At 70.5% G+C, this 20,982-nt stretch carries 13 protein-coding genes and 2 pseudogenes; 11 read left to right on the plus strand and 4 right to left on the minus strand.

Annotated elements, in window-relative coordinates; all coding sequences use genetic code 11:
* The 4 genes and pseudogenes from SSNG_RS38735 to SSNG_RS26800 all read left to right on the plus strand — a co-directional run.
* A pseudogene (locus tag SSNG_RS38735) lies at positions 1-832 on the plus strand (ATP-binding protein); the annotation flags it as partial.
* 86 nt (positions 833-918) lie between these two features.
* Positions 919-1,605, plus strand: coding sequence for a response regulator (locus tag SSNG_RS26790; protein WP_007267056.1), 687 nt, complete (start codon positions 919-921; stop codon positions 1,603-1,605).
* Positions 1,606-1,648: 43 nt separating this feature from the next.
* Positions 1,649-2,068, plus strand: coding sequence for an OB-fold nucleic acid binding domain-containing protein (locus SSNG_RS26795; protein WP_007267057.1), 420 nt, complete (start codon positions 1,649-1,651; stop codon positions 2,066-2,068).
* A 3-nt stretch (positions 2,069-2,071) separates the two neighbouring features.
* Positions 2,072-2,866 carry a DUF3159 domain-containing protein gene (locus tag SSNG_RS26800; RefSeq protein ID WP_007267058.1) on the plus strand — a complete coding sequence of 265 codons (795 nt, stop codon included), beginning with the start codon at positions 2,072-2,074 and terminating at the stop codon, positions 2,864-2,866.
* A gap of 56 nt (positions 2,867-2,922) precedes the next feature.
* Here the strand turns inward: SSNG_RS26800 and SSNG_RS26805 are convergent, their stop codons facing one another.
* Both SSNG_RS26805 and SSNG_RS26810 read right to left on the minus strand, forming a co-directional pair.
* Positions 2,923-3,585: a TrkA family potassium uptake protein gene (locus tag SSNG_RS26805; RefSeq protein WP_007267059.1), complete on the minus strand. Its 663-nt coding sequence runs from the start codon at positions 3,583-3,585 to the stop codon at positions 2,923-2,925.
* Positions 3,582-4,250: a TrkA family potassium uptake protein gene (locus tag SSNG_RS26810; RefSeq protein ID WP_007267060.1), complete on the minus strand. Its 669-nt coding sequence runs from the start codon at positions 4,248-4,250 to the stop codon at positions 3,582-3,584. The genes SSNG_RS26805 and SSNG_RS26810 overlap by 4 nt, the downstream gene beginning before the upstream one ends.
* A gap of 210 nt (positions 4,251-4,460) precedes the next feature.
* Here SSNG_RS26810 and SSNG_RS26815 point away from each other — a divergent pair, with 210 nt between their 5' ends.
* The 4 genes and pseudogenes from SSNG_RS26815 (at position 4,461) to SSNG_RS26830 (ending at position 11,387) form a co-directional block, all read left to right on the plus strand.
* On the plus strand, positions 4,461-6,515 hold the full coding sequence (locus SSNG_RS26815) for an APC family permease (protein ID WP_007267061.1): 2,055 nt from the start codon (positions 4,461-4,463) through the stop codon (positions 6,513-6,515).
* 94 nt (positions 6,516-6,609) lie between these two features.
* Complete coding sequence (locus tag SSNG_RS26820; protein ID WP_007267062.1) at positions 6,610-7,941, plus strand: TRAM domain-containing protein; 1,332 nt, start codon at positions 6,610-6,612, stop codon at positions 7,939-7,941.
* Positions 7,942-8,063: 122 nt separating this feature from the next.
* A pseudogene (locus tag SSNG_RS26825) lies at positions 8,064-9,009 on the plus strand (ATP-dependent helicase); the annotation flags it as partial.
* 248 nt (positions 9,010-9,257) lie between these two features.
* Positions 9,258-11,387 carry a DUF2075 domain-containing protein gene (locus SSNG_RS26830; protein ID WP_042804154.1) on the plus strand — a complete coding sequence of 710 codons (2,130 nt, stop codon included), beginning with the start codon at positions 9,258-9,260 and terminating at the stop codon, positions 11,385-11,387.
* A 55-nt stretch (positions 11,388-11,442) separates the two neighbouring features.
* On the opposite strand, the gene SSNG_RS44105 is transcribed toward SSNG_RS26830, so the two are convergent.
* Both SSNG_RS44105 and SSNG_RS26835 read right to left on the minus strand, forming a co-directional pair.
* Complete coding sequence (locus SSNG_RS44105; RefSeq protein ID WP_241695121.1) at positions 11,443-11,571, minus strand: DUF6408 family protein; 129 nt, start codon at positions 11,569-11,571, stop codon at positions 11,443-11,445.
* Positions 11,572-11,751: 180 nt separating this feature from the next.
* A complete protein-coding gene (locus SSNG_RS26835; RefSeq protein ID WP_042801996.1) occupies positions 11,752-13,650 on the minus strand; it encodes a DUF2075 domain-containing protein in 1,899 nt (632 codons plus the stop codon).
* Between the two features lie 390 nt (positions 13,651-14,040).
* Between SSNG_RS26835 and SSNG_RS26840 the strand changes: the two genes are divergently transcribed.
* The 3 genes from SSNG_RS26840 to SSNG_RS26850 are packed head-to-tail and all read left to right on the plus strand — an operon-like array spanning position 14,041 to position 20,971.
* Positions 14,041-15,621 carry a TIGR02677 family protein gene (locus SSNG_RS26840; RefSeq protein ID WP_042801997.1) on the plus strand — a complete coding sequence of 527 codons (1,581 nt, stop codon included), beginning with the start codon at positions 14,041-14,043 and terminating at the stop codon, positions 15,619-15,621.
* Positions 15,618-16,862, plus strand: coding sequence for a TIGR02678 family protein (locus tag SSNG_RS26845; protein ID WP_007267067.1), 1,245 nt, complete (start codon positions 15,618-15,620; stop codon positions 16,860-16,862). The genes SSNG_RS26840 and SSNG_RS26845 overlap by 4 nt, the downstream gene beginning before the upstream one ends.
* Positions 16,859-20,971 (plus strand): TIGR02680 family protein, encoded by a 4,113-nt coding sequence (locus SSNG_RS26850; RefSeq protein ID WP_241695122.1) that lies wholly within the window; start codon positions 16,859-16,861, stop codon positions 20,969-20,971. Before SSNG_RS26845 ends, SSNG_RS26850 begins: the two co-directional genes overlap by 4 nt.
* Positions 20,972-20,982 lie beyond the last annotated feature (11 nt).

The following is a 20,982-nucleotide window of genomic DNA, read 5'->3' on the forward strand; positions in this document are numbered from 1 at the left end:
GCCGACGTTGACATGCCGATCGGCGACCACATGGCCCTGGCCCTGTCCGGGCGGGTACTGCCCGCCGAGGACCGCCGCGTGCTCGGCGCCTTTCGCCGCCCAGGCCGCCGTGGTGCTGGACCGGCAGCGGCTCGTGGGGGAGGCCGAGGAGGCGCGCCGGCTGGCCGAGGGCAACCGGATCCGGACCGCCCTGCTGGCCGCCGTCAGCCATGACCTGCGTACGCCCCTGGCCTCCATCAAGGCCTCCGTCAGCTCCCTGCGCTCCGACGACGTGGAGTGGTCCGAGGAGGACCGGGCCGAGCTCCTGGCCGGGATCGAGGAGGGCGCCGACCGGCTCGACCACCTGGTCGGCAACCTGCTGGACATGTCCCGGCTCCAGACCGGCACCGTGACCCCGCTGATCCGGGAGATCGACCTCGACGAGGTGGTCCCGATGGCGCTGGGCGGCGTACCGGAGGACAGCGTGCTGCTCGACGTGCCGGAGACCCTGCCGATGGTGGCGGTGGACCCGGGGCTGCTGGAGCGGTCCGTGGCCAACGTCGTGGAGAACGCCGTCAAGTACAGCCCCGCCGGAGAACGGGTGCTGGTCGCGGCCAGCTTCCTCGGAGACCGGGTCGAGGTGCGCGTCGTCGACCGGGGACCCGGGGTGCCGGACGAGGCCAAGGACCGGATATTCGCCCCCTTCCAGCGGCACGGCGACGCCCCGCGCGGCGCGGGCGTGGGCCTGGGGCTCGCGGTGGCCAGGGGCTTCGCCGAGGCCATGGACGGCACGCTCGCCGCCGAGGACACTCCCGGGGGCGGGCTGACCATGGTGCTCACCCTGCGGGCGGCGGCCCGCGGCGGCCCGCGGGACCCCGCCGGAACCGAACCGACCGAAGCCGGGGACCTCCCCGCAGAACGACAGAAAGCAGGTCCCCGATGACCCGGGTGCTCGTGGTGGACGACGAGCCGCAGATCGTCCGAGCCCTCGTGATCAACCTCAAGGCGCGCAAGTACGAGGTCGACGCGGCCGCCGACGGGGCGGGCGCGCTGGAACTCGCCGCCGCCCGCCACCCCGACGTGGTCGTCCTCGACCTCGGCCTGCCCGACATGGACGGGGTCGAGGTCATCCGGGGCCTGCGCGGCTGGACGCGGGTGCCGATCCTGGTGCTCTCCGCCCGGCACAGCTCCGACGAGAAGGTCGAGGCCCTCGACGCCGGCGCCGACGACTACGTCACCAAGCCCTTCGGCATGGACGAGCTCCTGGCCCGGCTGCGCGCCGCCGTCCGCCGGGCCGAGCCGGCCGCCGGGACCGGCGAGGACGAGGTGGTCGTCTCGACCGAGGGCTTCACGGTGGACCTCGCCGCCAAGAAGGCGGTGCGCGAGGGGCGCGACGTACGCCTCACCCCCACCGAGTGGCACCTGCTGGAGGTGCTCGTGCGCAACGGCGGGAAGCTGGTCAGCCAGAAGCAGCTGCTCCAGGAGGTCTGGGGGCCCTCCTACGGGACCGAGACCAACTACCTGAGGGTCTACATGGCCCAGCTGCGCCGCAAGCTGGAGGCGGACCCCTCGCACCCCCGGCACTTCATCACCGAACCGGGCATGGGGTACCGCTTCGAGAAGTAGCGGGGGCTTCGAGAGGCGGCGGGGGCGCCGGTACGCTTCCGGTATGAGTGCTGAACCGCGTCCCGAGAAGCCCGCGAAACCGGCCAGGCCGGCGGGCCGGTTCCGCCGGATGATAGAGCGGCTGTCCACCTCCCAGGAGGAGCTGCATTCGGCGGAACTGCAGGAGGACGCAGAAGCCGCGGGGTGCACGCGGATCTGCGACTGCCACGACCGTCAGATAGTGAAGGTGACCGGCACGCTGCGCACCGTCACCCTCCGGCCCCGGGCGGGGGTGCCCGCCCTGGAGGCCGAGCTGTTCGACGGCTCCGCCGCGCTGGACGTGGTCTGGCTCGGGCGTCGCTCGATCGTGGGAATCGAACCCGGGCGGCGCATGATCGCTTCGGGCCGCGTCTCGATGAGCCACGGCCGCCGGGTGCTCTTCAACCCGAAGTACGAACTCCGCCCACTCGGACAGGAGCACTGACCGGTGACGCCACTCGACAAGCCGACCACGCCGGACCCGGGCGCCGCGCCCGCCGACGACGACCAGAGCGCGGTCACGCAGGCGGCCCTCTTCGACGCCTTCGGCGGCATCCGGGGCACCGTGGAGACGATGCTCCCCGGCCTGCTCTTCGTGATGATCTACACGATCAACAAGGACGTGAAGATGTCCGCCATCGCGGCGGGCGTCGTCGCGGTGCTGCTGGTGATCGTCCGCCTGGCGCGCAAGGACACCGTGAAGCACGCCTTCAGCGGCGTCTTCGGCGTCGGCGTGGGCGTGGCCTTCGCCCTCTTCACGGGCAGCGCCAAGGGCTTCTACCTGCCGGGCATGATCTACGGGGTCTGCCTGGGCCTGGCCTTCACGCTGTCGGCGCTGGTCGGGTTCCCGCTGCTGGGGGTGATCCTGGGGCCGGTCTTCAAGGAGAACCTCTCCTGGCGCACCCGCAACCCCGGGCGCAAGAAGGCGTACGTCAAGGCCAGCCTGGCCTGGGGGCTCATCTTCCTGGCGAAGTACGCGATCCTCTTCCCGCTGTACTGGTGGGGTGACGAGACGCAGCTCGGCTGGGTGCTGATCGCGCTCAAGCTCCCGCCGATGGTGCTGGCCGTGTACTTCACCTGGGTCTTCCTGGCGAAGGCGCCGCCGCCGATCGACGTGATCGCCGAGTACGAGGCCGAGGAGGCCGCCCAGGAAGCCGCGAAGGAGGCCGCGAAGGCGGCGCAGGCCGGGCAGTCCGCCCCGTCGGCGCAGCCGGGGCAGTCCGGCCGCCACAAGCGGGTCTGAGACGCGAGAAGGGGCGGGGTGGCCATCCGGTCACCCCGCCCCTTTCCCGTGCGCCGCTAGTGGCGGGCCTGGAGGAGGTCCTCCAGCTGCTCCTCGCGGGCCTGGGCGGCCACGAAGAGGAGCTCGTCGCCCGGCTCCAGGGTCTCCTCGCCGTGCGGGGTGAGCACCCGGTTGCCGCGGATGATCGTGACCAGGGAGGTGTCCTCCGGCCAGGAGATCTCGCTGATCTGGGTGCCCGCGACCGAGGAGTCGGCCGACAGGGTCAGCTCCACGAGGTTGGCGTCGCCGTGGCTGAAGCGCAGCAGCCGCACCAGGTCGCCGACGCTGACGGCCTCCTCGACCAGGGCCGACATCAGGCGCGGCGTGGACACCGCGACGTCGACGCCCCAGGACTCGTTGAAGAGCCACTCGTTCTTCGGGTTGTTCACGCGGGCCACCACGCGCGGCACCCCGTACTCGGTCTTCGCGAGCAGCGAGACGACCAGGTTCACCTTGTCGTCGCCCGTCGCGGCGATGACCACGTTGCAGCGCTGCAGCGCCGCCTCGTCGAGCGAGGTGATCTCGCAGGCGTCGGCCAGCAGCCACTCCGCCTGCGGCACCCGCTCCACCGAGATGGCGGTCGGCGCCTTGTCCACGAGGAGCACCTCGTGGCCGTTCTCCAGCAGCTCGCCCGCGATGGAGCGGCCCACGGCCCCGGCTCCGGCGATCGCGACCCTCATGCGTGTGCCTCCTCGGGGCCCTCGGCGAAGGCCGCCTCGACCTTGTCGATCTCGTCCGTGCGCATCATCACGTGGACGAGGTCGCCCTCCTGGAGGACGGTCTGCGAAGTCGGCAGCATCGCCTCGCCCAGGCGGGTGAGGAACGCGACACGGACGCCGGTCTCCTCCTGAAGTTGGCTGACCTTGTGACCGATCCAGGCCGCCGAGGTGTGCACCTCCGCGAGCTGCACGCCGCCGCTCGGGTCACGCCACAGCGGCTCCGCACCCGAGGGGAGCAGCCGGCGCAGCATCTGGTCGGCGGTCCACCGCACGGTCGCGACGGTGGGGATCCCCAGGCGCTGGTACACCTCGGCGCGCTTGGGGTCGTAGATCCGTGCGGCGACGTTCTCCACACCGAACATCTCGCGGGCCACGCGGGCCGCGATGATGTTGGAATTGTCACCACTGCTGACGGCGGCGAAAGCGCCCGCCTCCTCGATCCCGGCCTCCCGCAGCGTGTCCTGGTCGAAGCCGACACCGGTGACGCGGCGGCCGCCGAACGAGGCCCCGAGCCGGCGGAATGCGGTGGGGTCCTGGTCGACCACGGCGACCGTATGCCCCTGCTGTTCCAAGGTCTGCGCGAGGGCGGAGCCCACCCTTCCGCAGCCCATAATGACGATGTGCACGGCCGTCCTTCCGGCTGACAGCTGCTCGCTGGTTTCCAGCCTCATTGCATGCTCTGGCTAATCAGGGTCTCAGACCATGGCCCAAGCTACACACGGGCGGTCACGAGTGTGGCCGTTTGGGGTCCGTCAGGTGCTTCATTGGAGGCGCATTGGTGCGGATCGGGGGCAGGGGGTTCGTCAGCCACATTTCGAACGCTTACGATCCTCTGCGTGTCCAAACTGACCGACGTGCCCAAACGGATCCTGATCGGCCGGGCGCTGCGCAGCGACCGCCTCGGGGAAACGCTCCTCCCCAAGCGGATCGCCCTTCCCGTGTTCGCATCCGACCCGCTCTCCTCGGTGGCGTACGCCCCGGGCGAGGTATTGCTGGTCCTGTCCATCGCGGGTGTGTCGGCGTACCACTTCAGCCCATGGATCGCGGTCGCGGTCGTCGTGCTGATGTTCACCGTGGTCGCCTCCTACCGGCAGAACGTCCACGCGTACCCCAGCGGCGGCGGCGACTACGAGGTCGCCAACACCAACCTCGGACCCCAGGCCGGCCTCACCGTGGCGAGCGCCCTGCTCGTCGACTACGTCCTCACCGTCGCCGTCTCCATTTCCTCGGGCGTCGAGAACCTCGGCTCCGCCGTCGATTTCGTCATCGAGCACAAGGTGCTCTCCGCGATCGTCATGATTCTGCTGCTCACGCTGATGAATCTGCGCGGAGTGAAGGAATCCGGGAAGCTCTTCGCCATCCCGACGTACGTGTTCGTCGGCGCCGTGTTCGTGATGATCGCGTGGGGTGCCTGGCGCGGCCTCGTGGCGGGCGACACGATGGAGGCCCCGACCGCCCACCTGGAAATCAAGGCCGAGCACCAGGGGCTGGCCGGCTTCGCGCTGGTCTTCCTGCTGCTGCGCGCCTTCTCCTCCGGCTGTGCCGCCCTCACCGGTGTCGAGGCGATCAGCAACGGCGTGCCGGCGTTCCGCAAGCCCAAGAGCAAGAACGCCGCCACCACCCTCGCCCTCATGGGCGGCCTGGCCGTGACCATGTTCTGCGGCATCATCGGCCTGGCCATGGCCACCGACGTGAAGATGGCCGAGGCCCCCGCCACCAACCTGCTGGAGAACGGCGTCCCGGTCGGCGACGGCTTCGTCCAGCACCCGGTGATCTCCCAGGTCGCCGAGGCCGTCTTCGGCAGCGGCAGCTTCCTGTTCGTGCTGCTCGCCGCGGCCACCGCCCTCGTCCTGTTCCTGGCCGCGAACACCGCCTACAACGGCTTCCCGCTGCTCGGCTCGATCCTCGCCCAGGACCGCTACCTGCCGCGCCAGCTGCACACCCGCGGCGACCGGCTCGCCTTCTCCAACGGCATCGTGCTGCTCGCCGGCGCGGCCATACTGCTGGTGTGGATCTACGACGCCGACTCCACCAAGCTGATCCAGCTCTACATCGTCGGCGTGTTCGTCTCCTTCACGCTGAGCCAGATCGGCATGGTGCGGCACTGGAACCGCCACCTGAAGTCCGAGCGCGACCAGGCCGCACGCCGCCGCATGATCCGCTCGCGGGCGATCAACACCTTCGGCGCCTTCTTCACCGGCATGGTGCTGGTCGTCGTCCTCGCCACCAAGTTCACCCACGGGGCCTGGGTCGCCCTGCTGGGCATGCTGATCTTCTACGGCACCATGACCGCGATCCGCAAGCACTACGACCGCGTCGCCGCCGAGATCGCCGCCGACGAGGGCCCCAGCGACGACAGCGTCCGCCCCTCCCGGGTCCACTCGATCGTCCTGGTCTCCAAGATCCACAAGCCGACCCTGCGCGCCCTGGCCTTCGCCAAGCTGACCCGCTCGGACACCCTGGAGGCGCTCAGCATCAGCGTCGACCAGGCCGAGACCAAGGCGCTGCGGGCCGAGTGGGAGCGGCGCGGGATCAACGTCCCGCTGAAGATCCTCGACTCGCCCTACCGCGAGATCACCCGGCCCGTGGTCGAGTACGTGAAGGGGCTGCGCAGCGAGAACCCGCGCGACGCGGTCAGCGTCTACATCCCCGAGTACGTCGTCGGACGCTGGTACGAGCACCTCCTGCACAACCAGAGCGCGCTGCGCCTCAAGGGCCGGCTGCTGTTCACGCCCGGCGTGATGGTCACCTCGGTGCCCTACCAGCTGGAGTCCTCGGAGCTCGCCAAGCGGCGGGCGAAGAAGCGCCAGGAGTGGAACGCCCCGGGCGCGGTGCGCCGCGGCCCCGTCGACACGCCGAGGCCGCGCCAGAAGGACCCGGCGGGCAAGTAGTCCTGGTGGTGAACGGCCGGAGGAGACCCACGTAAACTGGTGGGTCGGTCCTCCGGCCGTTCTCTTTCCCTTTCTTCCTTGGAGCCCCCTCACCATGACCGAGCAGAACGAGAAGCAGTCACTGGTCGGGGAGGAGTACGAGGTCGAGGTCGGCCCCGTCGCGCACGGCGGCCACTGCATCGCCCGCACTTCGGACGGCCGCGTCCTGTTCGTCCGCCACACGCTGCCGGGCGAGAAGGTCGTCGCGCGCGTGACGGAGGGCGAGACGGACTCCCGCTTCCTGCGGGCCGACGCCGTCACCGTCCTGACCGCCTCCAAGGACCGCGTCGAGGCCCCCTGCCCGTACGCCGGCCCCGGCAAGTGCGGCGGCTGCGACTGGCAGCACGCCAAGCCGGGCGCCCAGCGCCGGCTCAAGGGCGAGGTCGTCGCCGAGCAGCTGAAGCGGCTCGCCGGGCTCACCCCGGAGGAGGCCGGCTGGGACGGCACCGTCATGCCGGCCGAGGGCGACAAGCTCCCCGCCGGGCAGGTCCCGCAGTGGCGCACCCGCGTCCAGTACGCGATCGACGAGACGGGCCGGGCGGGCCTGCGCAAGCACCGCTCGCACGACATCGAGCCCGTCGACCACTGCATGATCGCGGCGCCCGGGGTTTCCGAGCTCGGGATCGAGAAGCAGGACTGGCCCCAGATGGCGACCGTCGAGGCGATCGCCGCGACCGGCTCGAACGACCGCCAGGTCGTCCTCACGCCCCGCCCGGGCGGCCGCCTCCCCCTGGTGGAGCTCGACAAGCCGGTCTCGGTGCTCCGCGTCGAGGAGAAGGACGGCGGGGTGCACCGCGTCCACGGCCGCCCCTTCGTGCGCGAGCGCGCGGACGGCCGTACGTACCGCGTCGGCATGGGCGGCTTCTGGCAGGTCCACCCGCAGGCCGCCGACACCCTGATCAAGGCCGTCATGCAGGGCCTGATGCCGCGCAAGGGCGAGATGGCCCTCGACCTCTACTGCGGCGTCGGCATCTTCGCGGGCGCGCTCGCGGAGCGCCTCGGCGAGACGGGCGCGGTCCTCGGCATCGAGTCGGGCAAGCGCGCAGTGGAGGACGCCCGCCACAACCTGGCGGACTTCCCCCGGGTCCGCATCGAACAGGGCAAGGTCGACACCGCCCTCCCGCGCACCGGCATCACCGAGTGCGACCTGGTCGTCCTGGACCCGCCCCGCGCGGGCGCCGGCAAGCAGACGGTCCGCCACATCGCGAGCCTCTCGGCCCGCCGCATCGCGTACGTCGCGTGCGACCCGGCGGCCCTGGCCCGCGACCTGGGCTACTTCAAGGACGCCGGCTACCGGGTCCGCACCCTCCGCGTCTTCGACCTCTTCCCGATGACGCACCACGTGGAGTGCGTGGCGATCCTGGAGCCTGTCGAAAAGGGCCGCTGACCTCTGGTTTAAGGCAATGTGCATTATGTGCGCTGTGCGCGTTAAGGGCGATATGTTGACGCTGGTATGACGCACGTGACGCACGTTTGACGCACGCGCAGCCGACTCTCTGACGGCTCGTCCTCCAGCGGCTCGGTCGCACCGGGCGCAGGGCAGGCACCCTGCGAAACTGCCTCTTCCTGGCACTGGACGAATCCGGGCTTTTGGACGCGGCCGGGCTGCTGCTGCAGTGGTCGCGGGGATGGGTAGAGCCTGTGACCGCCCCTCCCGAGCCGCGGCACATCGTTGCTCAGCAGTTGCTTGCTCTTTGTCTGCAGGAGCACCGGGTCGGCGAGAACCTGTGGCAGGAGTGGTGGAACGGTCTTGGCCCCTTCGGCAATGCTGCCGAACCGATCGCGCGGCATCTGGTCGACGAGGGACATCTGGACCGGGAAGGGGGGGCTCCTGTTCATCGGCCCCGAAGCCGAACGGCGTTTTGGCCACCGCCATTTCGTGCACCTCACGGCAGTCTTCACTGCGCCTCCGCAATTCACCGTGCTGCACGGCCGATCGGAGATCGGTCGAACCGATCCCAGCCTGCTCACCGAGCGGGTTAACGGGCCGCGCCGCCTTTTGCTCGGCGGGCGGAGTCGGCTGGTCACGTACATTGACTGGCGGCGAAAGCGCTGCTTCGTGGAGCCCGTGGACGGGGGAGGAAAGGCCAAGTGGAGCAGCGCCGGCTTCGGTCCCGGAGCATCGTTCGAAGTGTCGCGGGCGGGCCACCGGGCCAACGCCACACTGGCGGCCACCCTCGATGAGTTGGCGGTACCCGGCCAGCGCATCAACGATCACTGGATCCGGCTGCGTGAGGACGTGACGCCGGCGTCCTGGAAGAGTCTCACCGGAGGAGCGGCGGACAGGCTCTGCCTTCCGGCGGTCGATGAGCGAGCCGTGCGAGGCCTGAAGTTTGCGGAGGCGCTGCCGCCGAGGCTGGCGGAAGCGACGCTCTCCGCCCGGCTGGCCGGCTTGGGGCCTGCGGTCGCCGTGTTGGCCGAACCCGTGCGATTCGTCTCGATCGCTGGGCCATGACACGCACGCGCATCCCGCGCCCGAGGAGGACGGACGGGCTGCGGGGCGCAGGTGGTGCTGCGTGACTCGTACAGCTTGATCCAGCCACCATCGCTGTAGTTCCGGTCGACAGCCGTGGCGACGTTCTCGGCAAGGCCGAACCCTACCTAAGATCACCACAACCGAATTGCGGCCCGACGGGCTTCCAGACCAGGACATGCCCCCACCCGCACGAGTCACTCGTGCCCTGGGGGAACCACCTCGTGTCCATGCTCCTTCTACGACTGTCGGCGCAGGATCTGCTCACTCTCGACGCGCGAGACCGGATGGTTCCGCATCTCGCCGCCCGGTGGCGGTACTTCCGCAGCGCAGATGCCTCGGAGTCGGAGCGCTCCGCGTGGGCGGAGAGTCTGGTGAGCCTCGCGAACGACCTGGTCGGGGCGGGACGCGGGAACGTGGAGATGATCGTCGAGTGTGCGGCCACCCTCGACGAGGCGGTCTGCCCGGGCGACCCGCGCCTCATCGACGTCGTACTGGTGGGGCGTCATCCGGAGCGCCACGTTCCCTCGGTGCAGTTGGTCGAGTTGAAACGCTGGTCGACCGTGAGCCGGGTGGAACGGGCGACGGCGGGCCTTCTCCATGTGCCGGGCATCAAAGAGGAGAAGAAGCACCCGACTCTGCAGTTGGGTGCGAACTACGAGGCGTTCACGGGCCCGCGAGGTCCATTTCAGGGCGCCGACTTCGAATGCGGTGGTTTCGCCTACCTGCACAACGCAACTGACGAATCCGTTCGTACTCTGATAGACGTGGACGCGCCGACCGGGGCCTACTCCCGCGTCTACACACGTGACCGCCGCGAGCAGTTGTTGTCCGACCTCCGGACGAACTTCGCGGTGGAGGGTGCGGCCTCCATGGCCGAGAGGATGCTGCAGGGCATGGGCCTGGGCAATACCCCGTTGCTCGACGCCATGATTTGGTCCCGCGGAGCCGACACCGTCTTCACTCTGCGCGGGCGGCAGAAGAAGGTCGCGGACCAAGTGCTGGAGACTGCTTCCCGAATCTTGCCCGATCCTCGACGCCCTGCCTTGGCGCCGGACGAGCGGCGTGTGGTCTTCCTCGTGACGGGTGGGGCGGGCACAGGGAAGAGCGCGATCGGTCTGCAGATCAAGGCAGAGCTGGAGGCCCAAGGCCGGACGGTCAAGTACGCGAGTGGCAGCCGTGCCTTCAATGGTGCCCTTCAGGAACATGTCGGCTACGGGGACCGGCAGTTCAAGGAGTCTTTCACCTACTTCAGTAGCTTCGTAACCCCGCCCGACCCGCTCTTGGACGTGCTGATCTGCGATGAGGCGCACCGTCTGAGAGACCGGTCGACAAGTCGATTCTGGAAACCCGAAGAGCAGGGCACGGGTCCACAGGTCGACGAACTCCTCGCCGCGTCCCGCTTGACGGTGTTCTTCCTGGACGAGGGGCAGTCCGTGAGACCGAACGAGGTCGGAACCGTCGATCTGATCAAGGACGCGGCCGAACGGTTCGACGCCCTCGTCGTTCCGTACAAGTTGAGGGAGCAGTTCCGGTGCGGGGGCAGTGACGCCTACGTCCGCTGGGTGAAGGCGTTGCTCGGGGTCACGAGCGACGAGCCCGGGAAGTGGCGTCCCGACGGACTGATGCACATCGAAGTGGTGGACACCCCGGAAGAGCTCGAACAGATCATCGGTACGGAGGCGCGTGCCGGTGCGTCCGCACGCATGGTCGCCGGCTACTGCTGGCCCTGGACGAAGCCGCTCGGCAAGGAGCGACGGCTGGAGGCGGATGTCCGCATCGGCGAGTGGCACCGGCCATGGAACGCGGACAGCGAAAGCTTCTGCGAGGACGGGGCGCCCCCGTCGAGGATCTGGTCCGTGCACGAAAACGGCCTCGGCCAGATCGGTTGCGTCTACACCGCACAGGGCCTCGAATGGGACTGGTGCGGCGTGATCATGGGAGAGGACATGGTGCGCCGGGGAAACCGGTGGGTGTTCCGACGCGGCAAGGAGCTCAAGACCGACGAGCCGGGGGTCAGGCGTGTAGCGGAGCCGGGTTCGTTCGACCCCAAGGTGAAGGCTGGCAGCGTCGACGACGACGGCTTCGCGCGCCTCGTCCGGCACGCGTACCACGTACTGATGACCCGGGCCAGTCGGGCCACGGTGCTCTATTCCACGGACAAGGAGACCCGGGACTATCTCAAGGAACTCGTCGGGGAGGTCGAAATCCACGGGCTGCGTCCCACTTGGGAGAACCTGCCGGTGGAGGCTCGCAAGCCGCATCTGCCCCGGCCCGGCCGAGGTCGGGGGCGAAGCAAGAGCAAGGGGAGACGCCAGAAGGCCGAGGGGCCGCAGGCCGCGGATATGACGCTCTTCTGACAGAGCTGTCGCGGGAGTGAGGTGGCGGGCTCGCCGGGCCCGCCACCGGTCCGCCCTAGAAGAGCAGACCTGCGACCGTCACCACAGCCGTCACCAAGAGATTGGAGACGACTGCGGCGGCGATCTCGATCAGGATCTCGCGGATCCGTTCACGACGCGCATGCTTGCACTCGACCGAGGTCATGGCCACTCCAGAGCAGTGAGACAGGAATGGCAGGGGGACGCCCTACCGGGCATCCACGCTCGCGTCGTGCGTCACCACACGACGGGCACAACCATTCGGCACCCGCTGCTCATTGAGTGAACCGAGGAACCGCAGCTTCGTACCCTCCGGGAAGGTGCGCAGCGCGATCATGCTATCGGGTCAGGCGGACCCAGGCTGTGGATTTGTCAGAGCGCCGGAGGGGACCAGAGAGCGGAGCTTCTCGCGGGTCTCCGGGTCGGTCGAGTAGACGATCGTGCCGATCATGCCGCGGGTCAGGAGCACCTTGTAGGTGTTCCGGATCAAGCGGTCCACGTCATGGTCCGGAGTGGCCTTGGTGAAGGACGGATCCTTGGAGGCGCTCCGGTCCACCACCCACCGATCGGTACGCCAGACCAGATCGGGACCCATGATCACGCCGGACCAGTCGTACTCGAATCCCTGCGCGGTGTAGACGCATCCGACCTGTCCGAACCCGGCCGGGTCGGTGGCCCAGAGAGGCGCGGGCGGGGCGCCGAGCAACGCGCGGTCGCCGAAGAGGTTCCACGGCCTGGCCCAGTCGCCGATGACCACGTCGGTGGGCAGGGTGTGCATGCTGGAAGTGATCTTCGTCGTCCACTTCCAGCAGTAGCCCGCGGACATGCGGGCGCCGTAGCCCTGGGCCCTCTGGGCGGCCAGGAAGTCCTCCAGCTCCTGTGGGTTGTCGGCAGTCAGGAGCCGCACCTTGCCGTCCGGATCCCACGCAGTGGGCGCATTTCCTTCGATCCCCAGGAGGTCGACCACCCACCGCAGATAGGCGTCGCTGCCCCCGCACCGGAACTGGCTGTCGAGCTCCACCACCGTGCAGTCCAGACCCAGTTCGGCCGCGGCGTCCTGGATCTGTTCCACGGTTCCCATCTCGCCCGGACGTACCACCTGGTGCTGGTCCAGCAGGAACACCGGAACCCGAGCCGCGTCCATCAGCTCCGCGACCTGCGGGCGGCCGGTCCGCAGCGTTGCCTTGGTGTAGCGGTTGGCGGAGGTCTTGCGGAGCCTGTGCGCCTCGTCGCACACGAGCACGTCGAGGTCGTTCGGCTCGGCCTCCATGAAGCTGTTGAAGTAGCGGAAGAGCCGTTGGACCTCGGGCTTGCGGGCACCGGCGACCTTGCGCATCGTCTTGGTGAAGGACTGCGAACCGGTGGCGTGCAGGGCCGGCACACCGCGCCGGTACAGATCGCCCAACAGGGAGAGTGCGATCACGCTCTTGCCGGAACCCGGCCCGCCGGCCACGATGACGACCTGCTTGCGGTTGGACCGGCGAGCCTGGCGCACTGCCGACATGACCGTTTCGTAGGCCAGCCGCTGTTCGTCCAGCAGTACGAACTGCTCCCGATCGCGCACCTCTTCGGCGGCAACGGCCATCAACTGCCGTGACGGCCGGACCTTGCCCTGCAGCAGGGCGTCGGCAGCTTCGGCACCCGGCTTCGCCGCAAGCCTCGAGCGGAGGAAGCCGAGGAAGGCACCACGCTGGTCACCGGTGAACATCCGGCCGCGTTCGTCTTCCGTGACGGCGCGGAGCCCGGCCACCCCGAAGTCGGTTGCGTTGTGCAGGTAGGCGACCCCCACGACCGAGTCGGGAATCCGTTCCAACGCTCCGTTGAACGAGATGAGGTAGTCGCAGTAGCCGCGCACCTGCTCGATCGGGTTGAGGACCGGATCCGGGTAGGCATCGATGCGGCACAGCAGCGGATCGTCTTCCTCAGGATAGGCCTCGCTCCACTGCTTCAGCTCGACCACCACGTACGAGGGCTCTCCGGTACTCGGATGAACACCGGCAAGTATCACGTCCGCGCGCTTGCTGGTAAGGGGTAGCGCGTACTCCAGCATCATCTCGACTTCGCCGAGCCCCGCTTCGACGAGCGCGTTGGTGAGCGCCGGGATGCTCCGTTCCCAGGAGCGCACCTCCGACGGGTGGGGCCGGTGGCGGTGCCTGTGCAGGAAGTTCTCGCTCAGGAGCTCGGCCAGCCGTCCCTCAAGATGGGTGCGGTTGGCCAACGACGCCGCGGACTCACGGAACAGCAAGGAGGTGCCCCCAGGCAGCACGAAGTAGCTCGTGCGGGTGGGGGCATGTCCTTCGGTTCCACGGAAGTGGAGCGGAAGCCCGTCGGGCCGCTGAGATGTCCTCGCCATCCTAGAACAGGACGTGGATCATGCGCCTGGGCGTCAGCAGCCTCCTATATGGGGAGACGACGACGCCTTCGGAGCGCGAGGACACCTGACCTGCCGTTTGGCGCTGTTCATTGTCTGCTCGACGTGTTTCACATCAGCAATGTGGTTCTGCAGGCGCGGCCGTGCCGACGGCCGGTGGAGTCGGCTCCGCGCGGGGTACCGGCGCGATCAAGCTCGATGTGATTCGGTCAACTCCTGCCGCCCCTGCCGATCACGGGTGCGAGGCAGGGAGAATGGCCGACGATGGACATGACTCGACCGCAGCCCACCAGCCAGGCCGGTGGGTACGGGCCCTTCTCCCACCTCACCGCCCCGAACGTGCTCCTCTACCGCTCCGTGATGAGGGCCTTCCTCGTCGCCAAGGAGAGGTTCGCCGTACATCTGCGGCCCGAGGACGTGCAGGCCGCGCTGCCCGTCGGGATCCGGCCGGGAGAGCTCGACGCCGTGGTCAAGGCGCTTGACAGCCTGGTGGGGTGGGGGAACCTGAGGGCCGACCCGGACACCGGGCGGGTGACCGCTGTCGAGGACTTCTACCGCAAGCGGTTCATCTACCAGCTGACACGGGAGGGCGAGGCGGCCGAGCAGGCCCTGGCCGCCTACGACGAGGAGCTCGGGCGGCGCGGCGCGCTCCAGGCGGTCGCGCTCCACGACATCGTCACGCAGCTGCGGGCCCTCCTCGTCCTGACGGCCGGGGAGGAGCCCGATCCGGCCAAGACGCATCTGGCGCTGGACGGGCTCGCCAGTCGCTTCGCCGCACTCGCCGACAACGCCCGGGCCTTCATGGGCTCCCTGCAGCGCACCATCGATCTGCATGACGTAGGGGAAGAGGTCTTCCTCGCCTACAAGGACCAGCTCATCCAGTACCTGGAGCGGTTCATCCAGGACCTGATCACCCTCGGCGCCCGTATCGCCCGGTTGATCCTGGAGCTTGAGGACGGCCGGCGCATCCAGCCCTTGCTGCGCGCCGCCGCCGCGCGCGAGGCGGCGGACGCGACCCCGCAGGAAGCCGCGGAAGCCGAGCAGGCCGCGTACGAGCGGTGGGTCCACCGGTGGGAGGGGCTGGCGGCCTGGTTCCTCAGCCGCGACGGCCGCGAATCGCAGTCCCGGCTGCTGCGTGGACGCGCCCTCGGGGCGATCCCGCAGCTGCTGGCGGTCGTACGGGCGCTGAACGAGCGCCGGGCAGGACGCTCGGACCGCTCGGCGGACTTCCGTACGCTCGCCCGCTGGTTCGCCGAGGCTCCCGACGACGACGCCCGGCACCAGCTGTGGCGTGCCGCCTTCGGGCTGTACCCCGCCCGGCACCTCACCGTCGACGCCGAGACGCTGGCTGCCAGGTTCGCCCGTCCCGAGGCCGCGTCCACACCATGGGCCGACGCCGAACCGCTGCGGATCAGTCCGCAACTGCGACGCACGGGCAGCTACGAGCGGCGCGGCAAGCCCCGCAAGGTCGAGGACCGGCAGGAGGCGCGCCGGCTGCTCGCGGAGACCGCCGCCAAGCAGGCCGCCGAGACCGCCGCGGCTCGGGCCCGGCTCGCCACCGACGGCATCACCACGCTGTCCGGGCTCGGCGAACTCGACCCGGCCAGCTTCCGGCTCTTCCTCCAGCTCCTCGGCGACGCACTGGCCACCTGGCGGCCCGGCATGACGCGCACCAGGGCCACCAGCAACGACGGATCCATGGAGATCCGGCTCACGGCCTTGCCGGACGGACCCACGATCGAGATCCGCACGCCGGTCGGGACCTTCCGGGGCCCCGATCACGCCATCGAGATCGTCGACCTCACCGCCGGAACGGACGCAACGGAAGGGGGCGACGCCCCGTGACCACCCCGCTCGCCGAAGTGCTGGACGGGCAGCACGCCGCCGAAATGCGCAAGGCCGCCCGCGCCCTGCTGAAACAGCCGCTGCTGCCGGCCCACGGCCCCTCCGCCGACGCGTACCGACTGGTCCGGCGGCACGCCTCCGAACTGCGCGAATGGTTCGACCGCAACACGGGCTGGTCCCTCCGGGTCGACTCCGAAACGGCCCGGCTGGGCAAGATCCCCGCCCACCTCGCCGACGCCACCCATCCCGCCCGGGAGGCCACCCGCAGCGCCGCCCCCTTCACGCGCCGCCGGTACGTCCTGCTCTGCCTCGCCCTCGCCGCCCTCGAACGCGGTGAGGCGCAGATCGCCCTCGGCAGGCTCGCCGACCAGGTCGTGCTGGACGCCGCCGACCCCCGGCTCGCCGCCGCGGGGATCCAGTTCACCCTGGACCGCCGCGACGAGCGGCTCGACCTGGCCGCCGTCGTACGTCTCCTCCTGAGCTTCGGGGTGCTGAGGCGCGTCGCCGGGGACGAGGACGCCTACGTCAACGGAGCCGGCGACGCGCTGTACGACGTCGAACGACGCGTGCTGGCCGGGCTGCTGGCCACCCGCCGGGGCCCGTCCATGGTCCGGGCGGCGACATGGGAGGAGAGGCTCGCGGAGCTCACCGCCGAAACGGCCCTCGACAGTGACGAACTGCGCTTTCGTGCCCTTCGCAGGTCGCTGACCCGGCGACTGCTGGACGATCCGGTGCTCTACTACGACGAGCTGACCGACGCCGAACTGGCCTACCTCACCCGCCAGCGCGGGTTCCTCACCGCACGCATCACCGAACTGACCGGGCTGGTCGCCGAAGTCAGGGCCGAGGGCATCGCCATGGTCGACCCCGACGACGACCTCACCGACCTCCGCATGCCGGAATCGGGCACCCACGGCCACGTCACCCTCCTGCTCGCCGAACACCTCACCTCGGCCGACGGCCCCGTCAGCACGGCCGATCTGATGAGCAGGGTCACCGACCTGGCGGCCGAGCACGGCGGCTTCTGGTCGAAGTCGGCGCGCGAGGCGGGTGCCGAAGAGGAGCTGGTGGAACAGGCGGTCGTCCGGCTCGCCGCCCTCGGTCTGGTCTCCCGCACCTCCGACGGGGTCGTGCCCCGCCCGGCGCTCGCCCGGTACGCGGTCGGCGAGACCGTCGTAGTCACACCCCGTACGGCAGGCACCGCCGAGGTGCCCGCGCAGCGAAAGGCGTCACCGCGTTGATCCCCCGTACCGCGCTCCCGGCCCCCGCGCGCTCCCGCTGGCAGCCCCTGCGGATGGGCCTGGTCGATCTCTTCCACTATGACGTGGAGGAGTTCCACTTCCGCGACGGCAGGCTGCTGCTCCGAGGGAACAACGGCACCGGGAAGTCCAAGGTGCTCGCCCTGACCCTGCCCTTCCTCCTCGACGGGGACCTCAGCGCCCGTCGCGTCGAGCCGGACGGGGACGCGGGCAAGAGAATGGAGTGGAACCTTCTGCTCGGCGGCGAACACCCGCACTCCGAACGGCTCGGCTACACCTGGGTGGAGTTCGGCCGCCGCGACGAGACGAGCGGTGAGGAACATTTCCGTACGCTTGTCTGCGGGCTCAAGGCCGTCAGCGGGCGCGGCGTCGCCCGCCACTGGTGGGCGGTGACCGGGCAGAGGATCGACCACTCGACGGCAGGATCACCCGTCGACGGCTCGCTCAGCCTGCTCGACGCCACCGGTACGGTGCTGTCGCGGGACCGACTCATCGAAGCGGTGTCCGGACACGGAACGGTCCACGACCAGGCCAAGGCCTACCGTCGGGCCGTCGACGAGGCGCTGTTCGGACTCGGTGAGCAGCGTTACGGCGCCCTCGTCGACCTGCTCATCCAGTTGCGCCAGCCCCAGCTGTCCAAGCGTCCCAACGAAGCCGCCCTCTCCCGCGCGCTCACCGAGGCACTGCCGCCCATGGACCAGGCCGTCATCGCGGATGTGGCCGAGGCCTTCCGGTCCCTGGACGAGGAGAAGGAGGAGCTGCGGGCCGCCAGGGCGGCCGAACGGGCGGCCTCCGCGTTCCTCGACCACTACCGGCGCTATGCCCGCATAGCCTCCCGCCGTCGGGCGCGCCTCCCGCGTACCGAGCACTCCAAGTACGAGCACCTGCTGCGCGACCTCGCCGGGGCACAGGACGAGAAAGCGGGCGCCGAACAGGAGCGGGCGGAGGCCGCCGAGCGGATCGCCGCGCTCACCGAGATGCAGGCGCGTCTGGAGGCCACCGACGCCGCTCTGCGCGAGGGCCCGGAGATGCGCAGCGCCCACGAACTGGAGCGAGCCGCCAAGGCCGCTGAACGATCGCAGGGCGACAGCGTCCGCGCCCGCGCCGACCGGGACCAGGCCTCGCTGCTGCACAGCCGTGCGCTGGGTCGCCTCGGCGCCGCTGAGAACCGCCTCGAATCCGCCCGGGAACAGGCCGAGAACACGCTGCGCGAGGTCGGGGAGGTCGCCCGCAAGGCCCGGTTGGACCTGCCCGAGGCCGAGGGCGTGCCGGTGGGCGAGCTGCGTGCCGCCGTGGCCGAGGCGACCGACCGCCGCCAACGCACCCTCGGACACGTGGAGGACCTCGCCGACCAGGCAGGGAAGGCGGCGGCCGAGCGCCGGACCGCCGCGCTCCGGCTCGACGAGGCGGAAGCCGACCTGACCCAGGCCGCCGAGGCACAGGAAGCGGCCGACGAGGCCGCGACGGCCGCCGGCCGGGCTCTGGTCGATGCCGTACGCGAACACGCGGGCCGGTGCGCGGAGCTGGTGCATCCCGACCCGGCAGGACTGTTGGACGAGCTCCAGGAATGGGCCGTGCACCAGGACGGCCCCTACCCGGCACGCCTGTACGCGGCGCAGGTCCACAGCGCCAAGGCAGCGGTGCTCGCCGACCGAGCGGCGGAAGCGGCGCACTCCCGGGAGGGCCTGGCGGCCCGGACCCGGCAGACGGAGGAAGAGCTCGCGAAGCTGGAGGCAGGCGGGCGGCGGGCGCCGACGGCCCCGTACACCCGGACACCGGGCTCGCGCGATCAGACCCCCGGCGCTCCGCTGTGGCGGCTGGTCGACTTCCGGGAACACGTCGGGGAAGGCGAGCGCGCAGGCCTGGAAGCGGCCCTGGAAGCCGGTGGGCTGCTGGACGCCTGGGTGCGCCCGGACGGCGTGGCTCTGGCCCCGGACGGTCACGACGTGCTCCTCGCCCCGCGGACCGGGCCCGTCGGCGGCCCGTCACTGGCCGACGTGCTCCGCCCGGCCGTCGACCGCGGCGATGCCCAGGCGGTGTCGGTGGGGGAGGAAGCAGTGGCCGGGCTCCTCGCGGCGATCGGTCTCGGAGCCGTCCGAGGGGAGACGGCGGCCGACACGTGGGTCGCGCCGGACGGCCGGTACCGGGTGGGTGTGCTCACCGGCCGGTGGACCAAGTCCGGCGCCGAATACATCGGAGAGGGTGCCCGGGAAGCCGCGCGGCGCGTCCGCATCGCTGCCTTGAAGGCCGAACTCGCTTCCCTTCAGCAGCAGTTGGCCGATATCGCCCAGCAGGCTCAGGAGCTGACAACGCGCCGCCTGGCGCTCGACGCCGAGCTGGCCGGCGTACCCGACGAGGCGCCCCTCACCCGTGCGCATGCCCGCGCCGCCGCTGCCGCCGACACCGTGCGCCGGGCCCGGAGCCGTCGTGAGGAACGAGCCGCCGACACGCTGGCCGCAGCCGAGCGGGCCGAGCGGGCACACGCCGAGGTCCACGAGACGGCGACGGCCCTGGGGCTTCCCTCCGAGCCGTCGGAGCTGGCCGAGGTACGCCAGGCCCTGGTGGAACTCGCCGCGCTCCTGGCCGCGCTCTGGCCGGCGCTGCGCGAGCGGACAGAGGCATCCCGCCAGGCGGCCGAGGAGCGCGAGGAGGCCGGACGGGCAGGGGAACGGACTGCCGAACTCGGTCTGCGAGCGGAGGCGGCGGCCCGTACGGCGGCAGCCGACGACGAGCGGCTCACGACGCTGCGCTCGACCGTGGGTGCGGCCGTGGCCGAGCTGGAGCGGCGCCTTGCCGAGACCGCGCAAACCCTGCGCCGCTGCGCGGCGGACCAGCGCGTGTGCCAGGAGCGCCAGACAGAGGCGGACCGGCGGGCCAGCCGGGCCGAAGGCCGGATCGAACAACTGGAAAAGGACGTTTCCGCCGCGGCCGCCGCACGCGCCGGGTCCATCGCCGCGCTCCAGCGCTTCACCGCCACCGGCCTGATCGCCGTGGCGCTCCCCGACCTCGCCGTCCCGGCCGCGGGAGGAGAACCGTGGGCGGCCACGCCGGCCATCGCCCTCGCCCGCTCCCTCGAAGCGGAGCTGGCCACCACCGATGACTCCGACGGCGCGTGGGAGCGCGTACAGCGGCGACTGAGCGAAGAACTCAAGACCCTCCAGGACGCGCTCTCCCGGCACGGCCACACCGCCTCGGCCCGCATGGTGGAGGAGGGAATGGTCGTCGACATCGTCTATCAGGGGCGCGAGCGTGCCGTACCCGAACTCGCCGAAGCCCTCGCCGTCGAGGTGGGGGAACTCATGCGCATCCTGTCCGCGCACGAACGGGAGCTCCTCGAAACCCACCTCGTCACCGAGGTCGCGGGCACGTTGCAGGAACTCATCGGGGCCGCCGAGCGCAAGGTACTGGCCATGAACGCCGAGCTGGAGGAACGCCCGACCTCCACGGGGATGACCCTGCGCCTGGTGTGGCGGGCTTCGCGCAAGGCCCCTGCGGGACTGGCCCAGGCACGTGGCCGGCTCCTCCAGACCGCTGACGCCTGGACCCCCGAGGACCGGGCAGCGGTCGGGGAGTTCCTGCAGACGCAGATCGCCCGCCAGCAGACCGAGGACGCGGCGGGCAGCTGGCTGGAGCACCTCACCGCAGCCCTCGACTATCGCTCGTGGCACGAGTTCGCTGTGGAGCGTCAGCAGCACGGCCGTTGGGTACCCGCCACGGGACCCGCCTCCGGAGGCGAACGCGTCCTGGCCGTGTCGGTTCCCCTGTTTGCTGCCGCCTCCTCGCACTACGCGAGTGCGGGCAGCCCGTACGCGCCGCGCCTGGTGACCCTGGACGAGGCGTTCGCGGGTGTGGACGACGACTCGCGCGCCAAGTGCCTCGGGCTCCTGCACGCCTTCGACCTGGACGTGGTCATGACCAGTGAGCGGGAGTGGGCCTGCTATCCGCAGGTGCCGGGCATCGCCATCGCCCAGCTCTCCCGCGTCGACGAGGTGGCCGCCGTCCTGGTCACCCGCTGGGAGTGGGACGGAACGGCCCGCACACGCCGCGCGGACCCGGTGCGCCCGGCGGAGCCGGAGCCCCTGTGGGCGTGAGCGGTCCGCCG

It is taken from the genome of Streptomyces sp. C (genome assembly GCF_000158895.1).
Lineage (GTDB): Bacteria > Actinomycetota > Actinomycetes > Streptomycetales > Streptomycetaceae > Streptomyces > Streptomyces racemochromogenes.

What these genes read in the sequence shown, in the direction of transcription:
- SSNG_RS26795 (WP_007267057.1), top strand. Translation starts at nt 1,649, where the DNA reads ATGAGTGCTGAACCGCGTCCCGAGAAGCCCGCGAAACCGGCCAGGCCG.
- SSNG_RS26805 (WP_007267059.1), bottom strand. Translation starts at nt 3,585, where the DNA reads ATGAGGGTCGCGATCGCCGGAGCCGGGGCCGTGGGCCGCTCCATCGCG.
- SSNG_RS26830 (WP_042804154.1), top strand. Translation starts at nt 9,258, where the DNA reads ATGCTCCTTCTACGACTGTCGGCGCAGGATCTGCTCACTCTCGACGCG.
- SSNG_RS26840 (WP_042801997.1), top strand. Translation starts at nt 14,041, where the DNA reads ATGGACATGACTCGACCGCAGCCCACCAGCCAGGCCGGTGGGTACGGG.
- SSNG_RS26790 (WP_007267056.1), top strand. Translation starts at nt 919, where the DNA reads ATGACCCGGGTGCTCGTGGTGGACGACGAGCCGCAGATCGTCCGAGCC.
- SSNG_RS44105 (WP_241695121.1), bottom strand. Translation starts at nt 11,571, where the DNA reads ATGACCTCGGTCGAGTGCAAGCATGCGCGTCGTGAACGGATCCGCGAG.
- SSNG_RS26820 (WP_007267062.1), top strand. Translation starts at nt 6,610, where the DNA reads ATGACCGAGCAGAACGAGAAGCAGTCACTGGTCGGGGAGGAGTACGAG.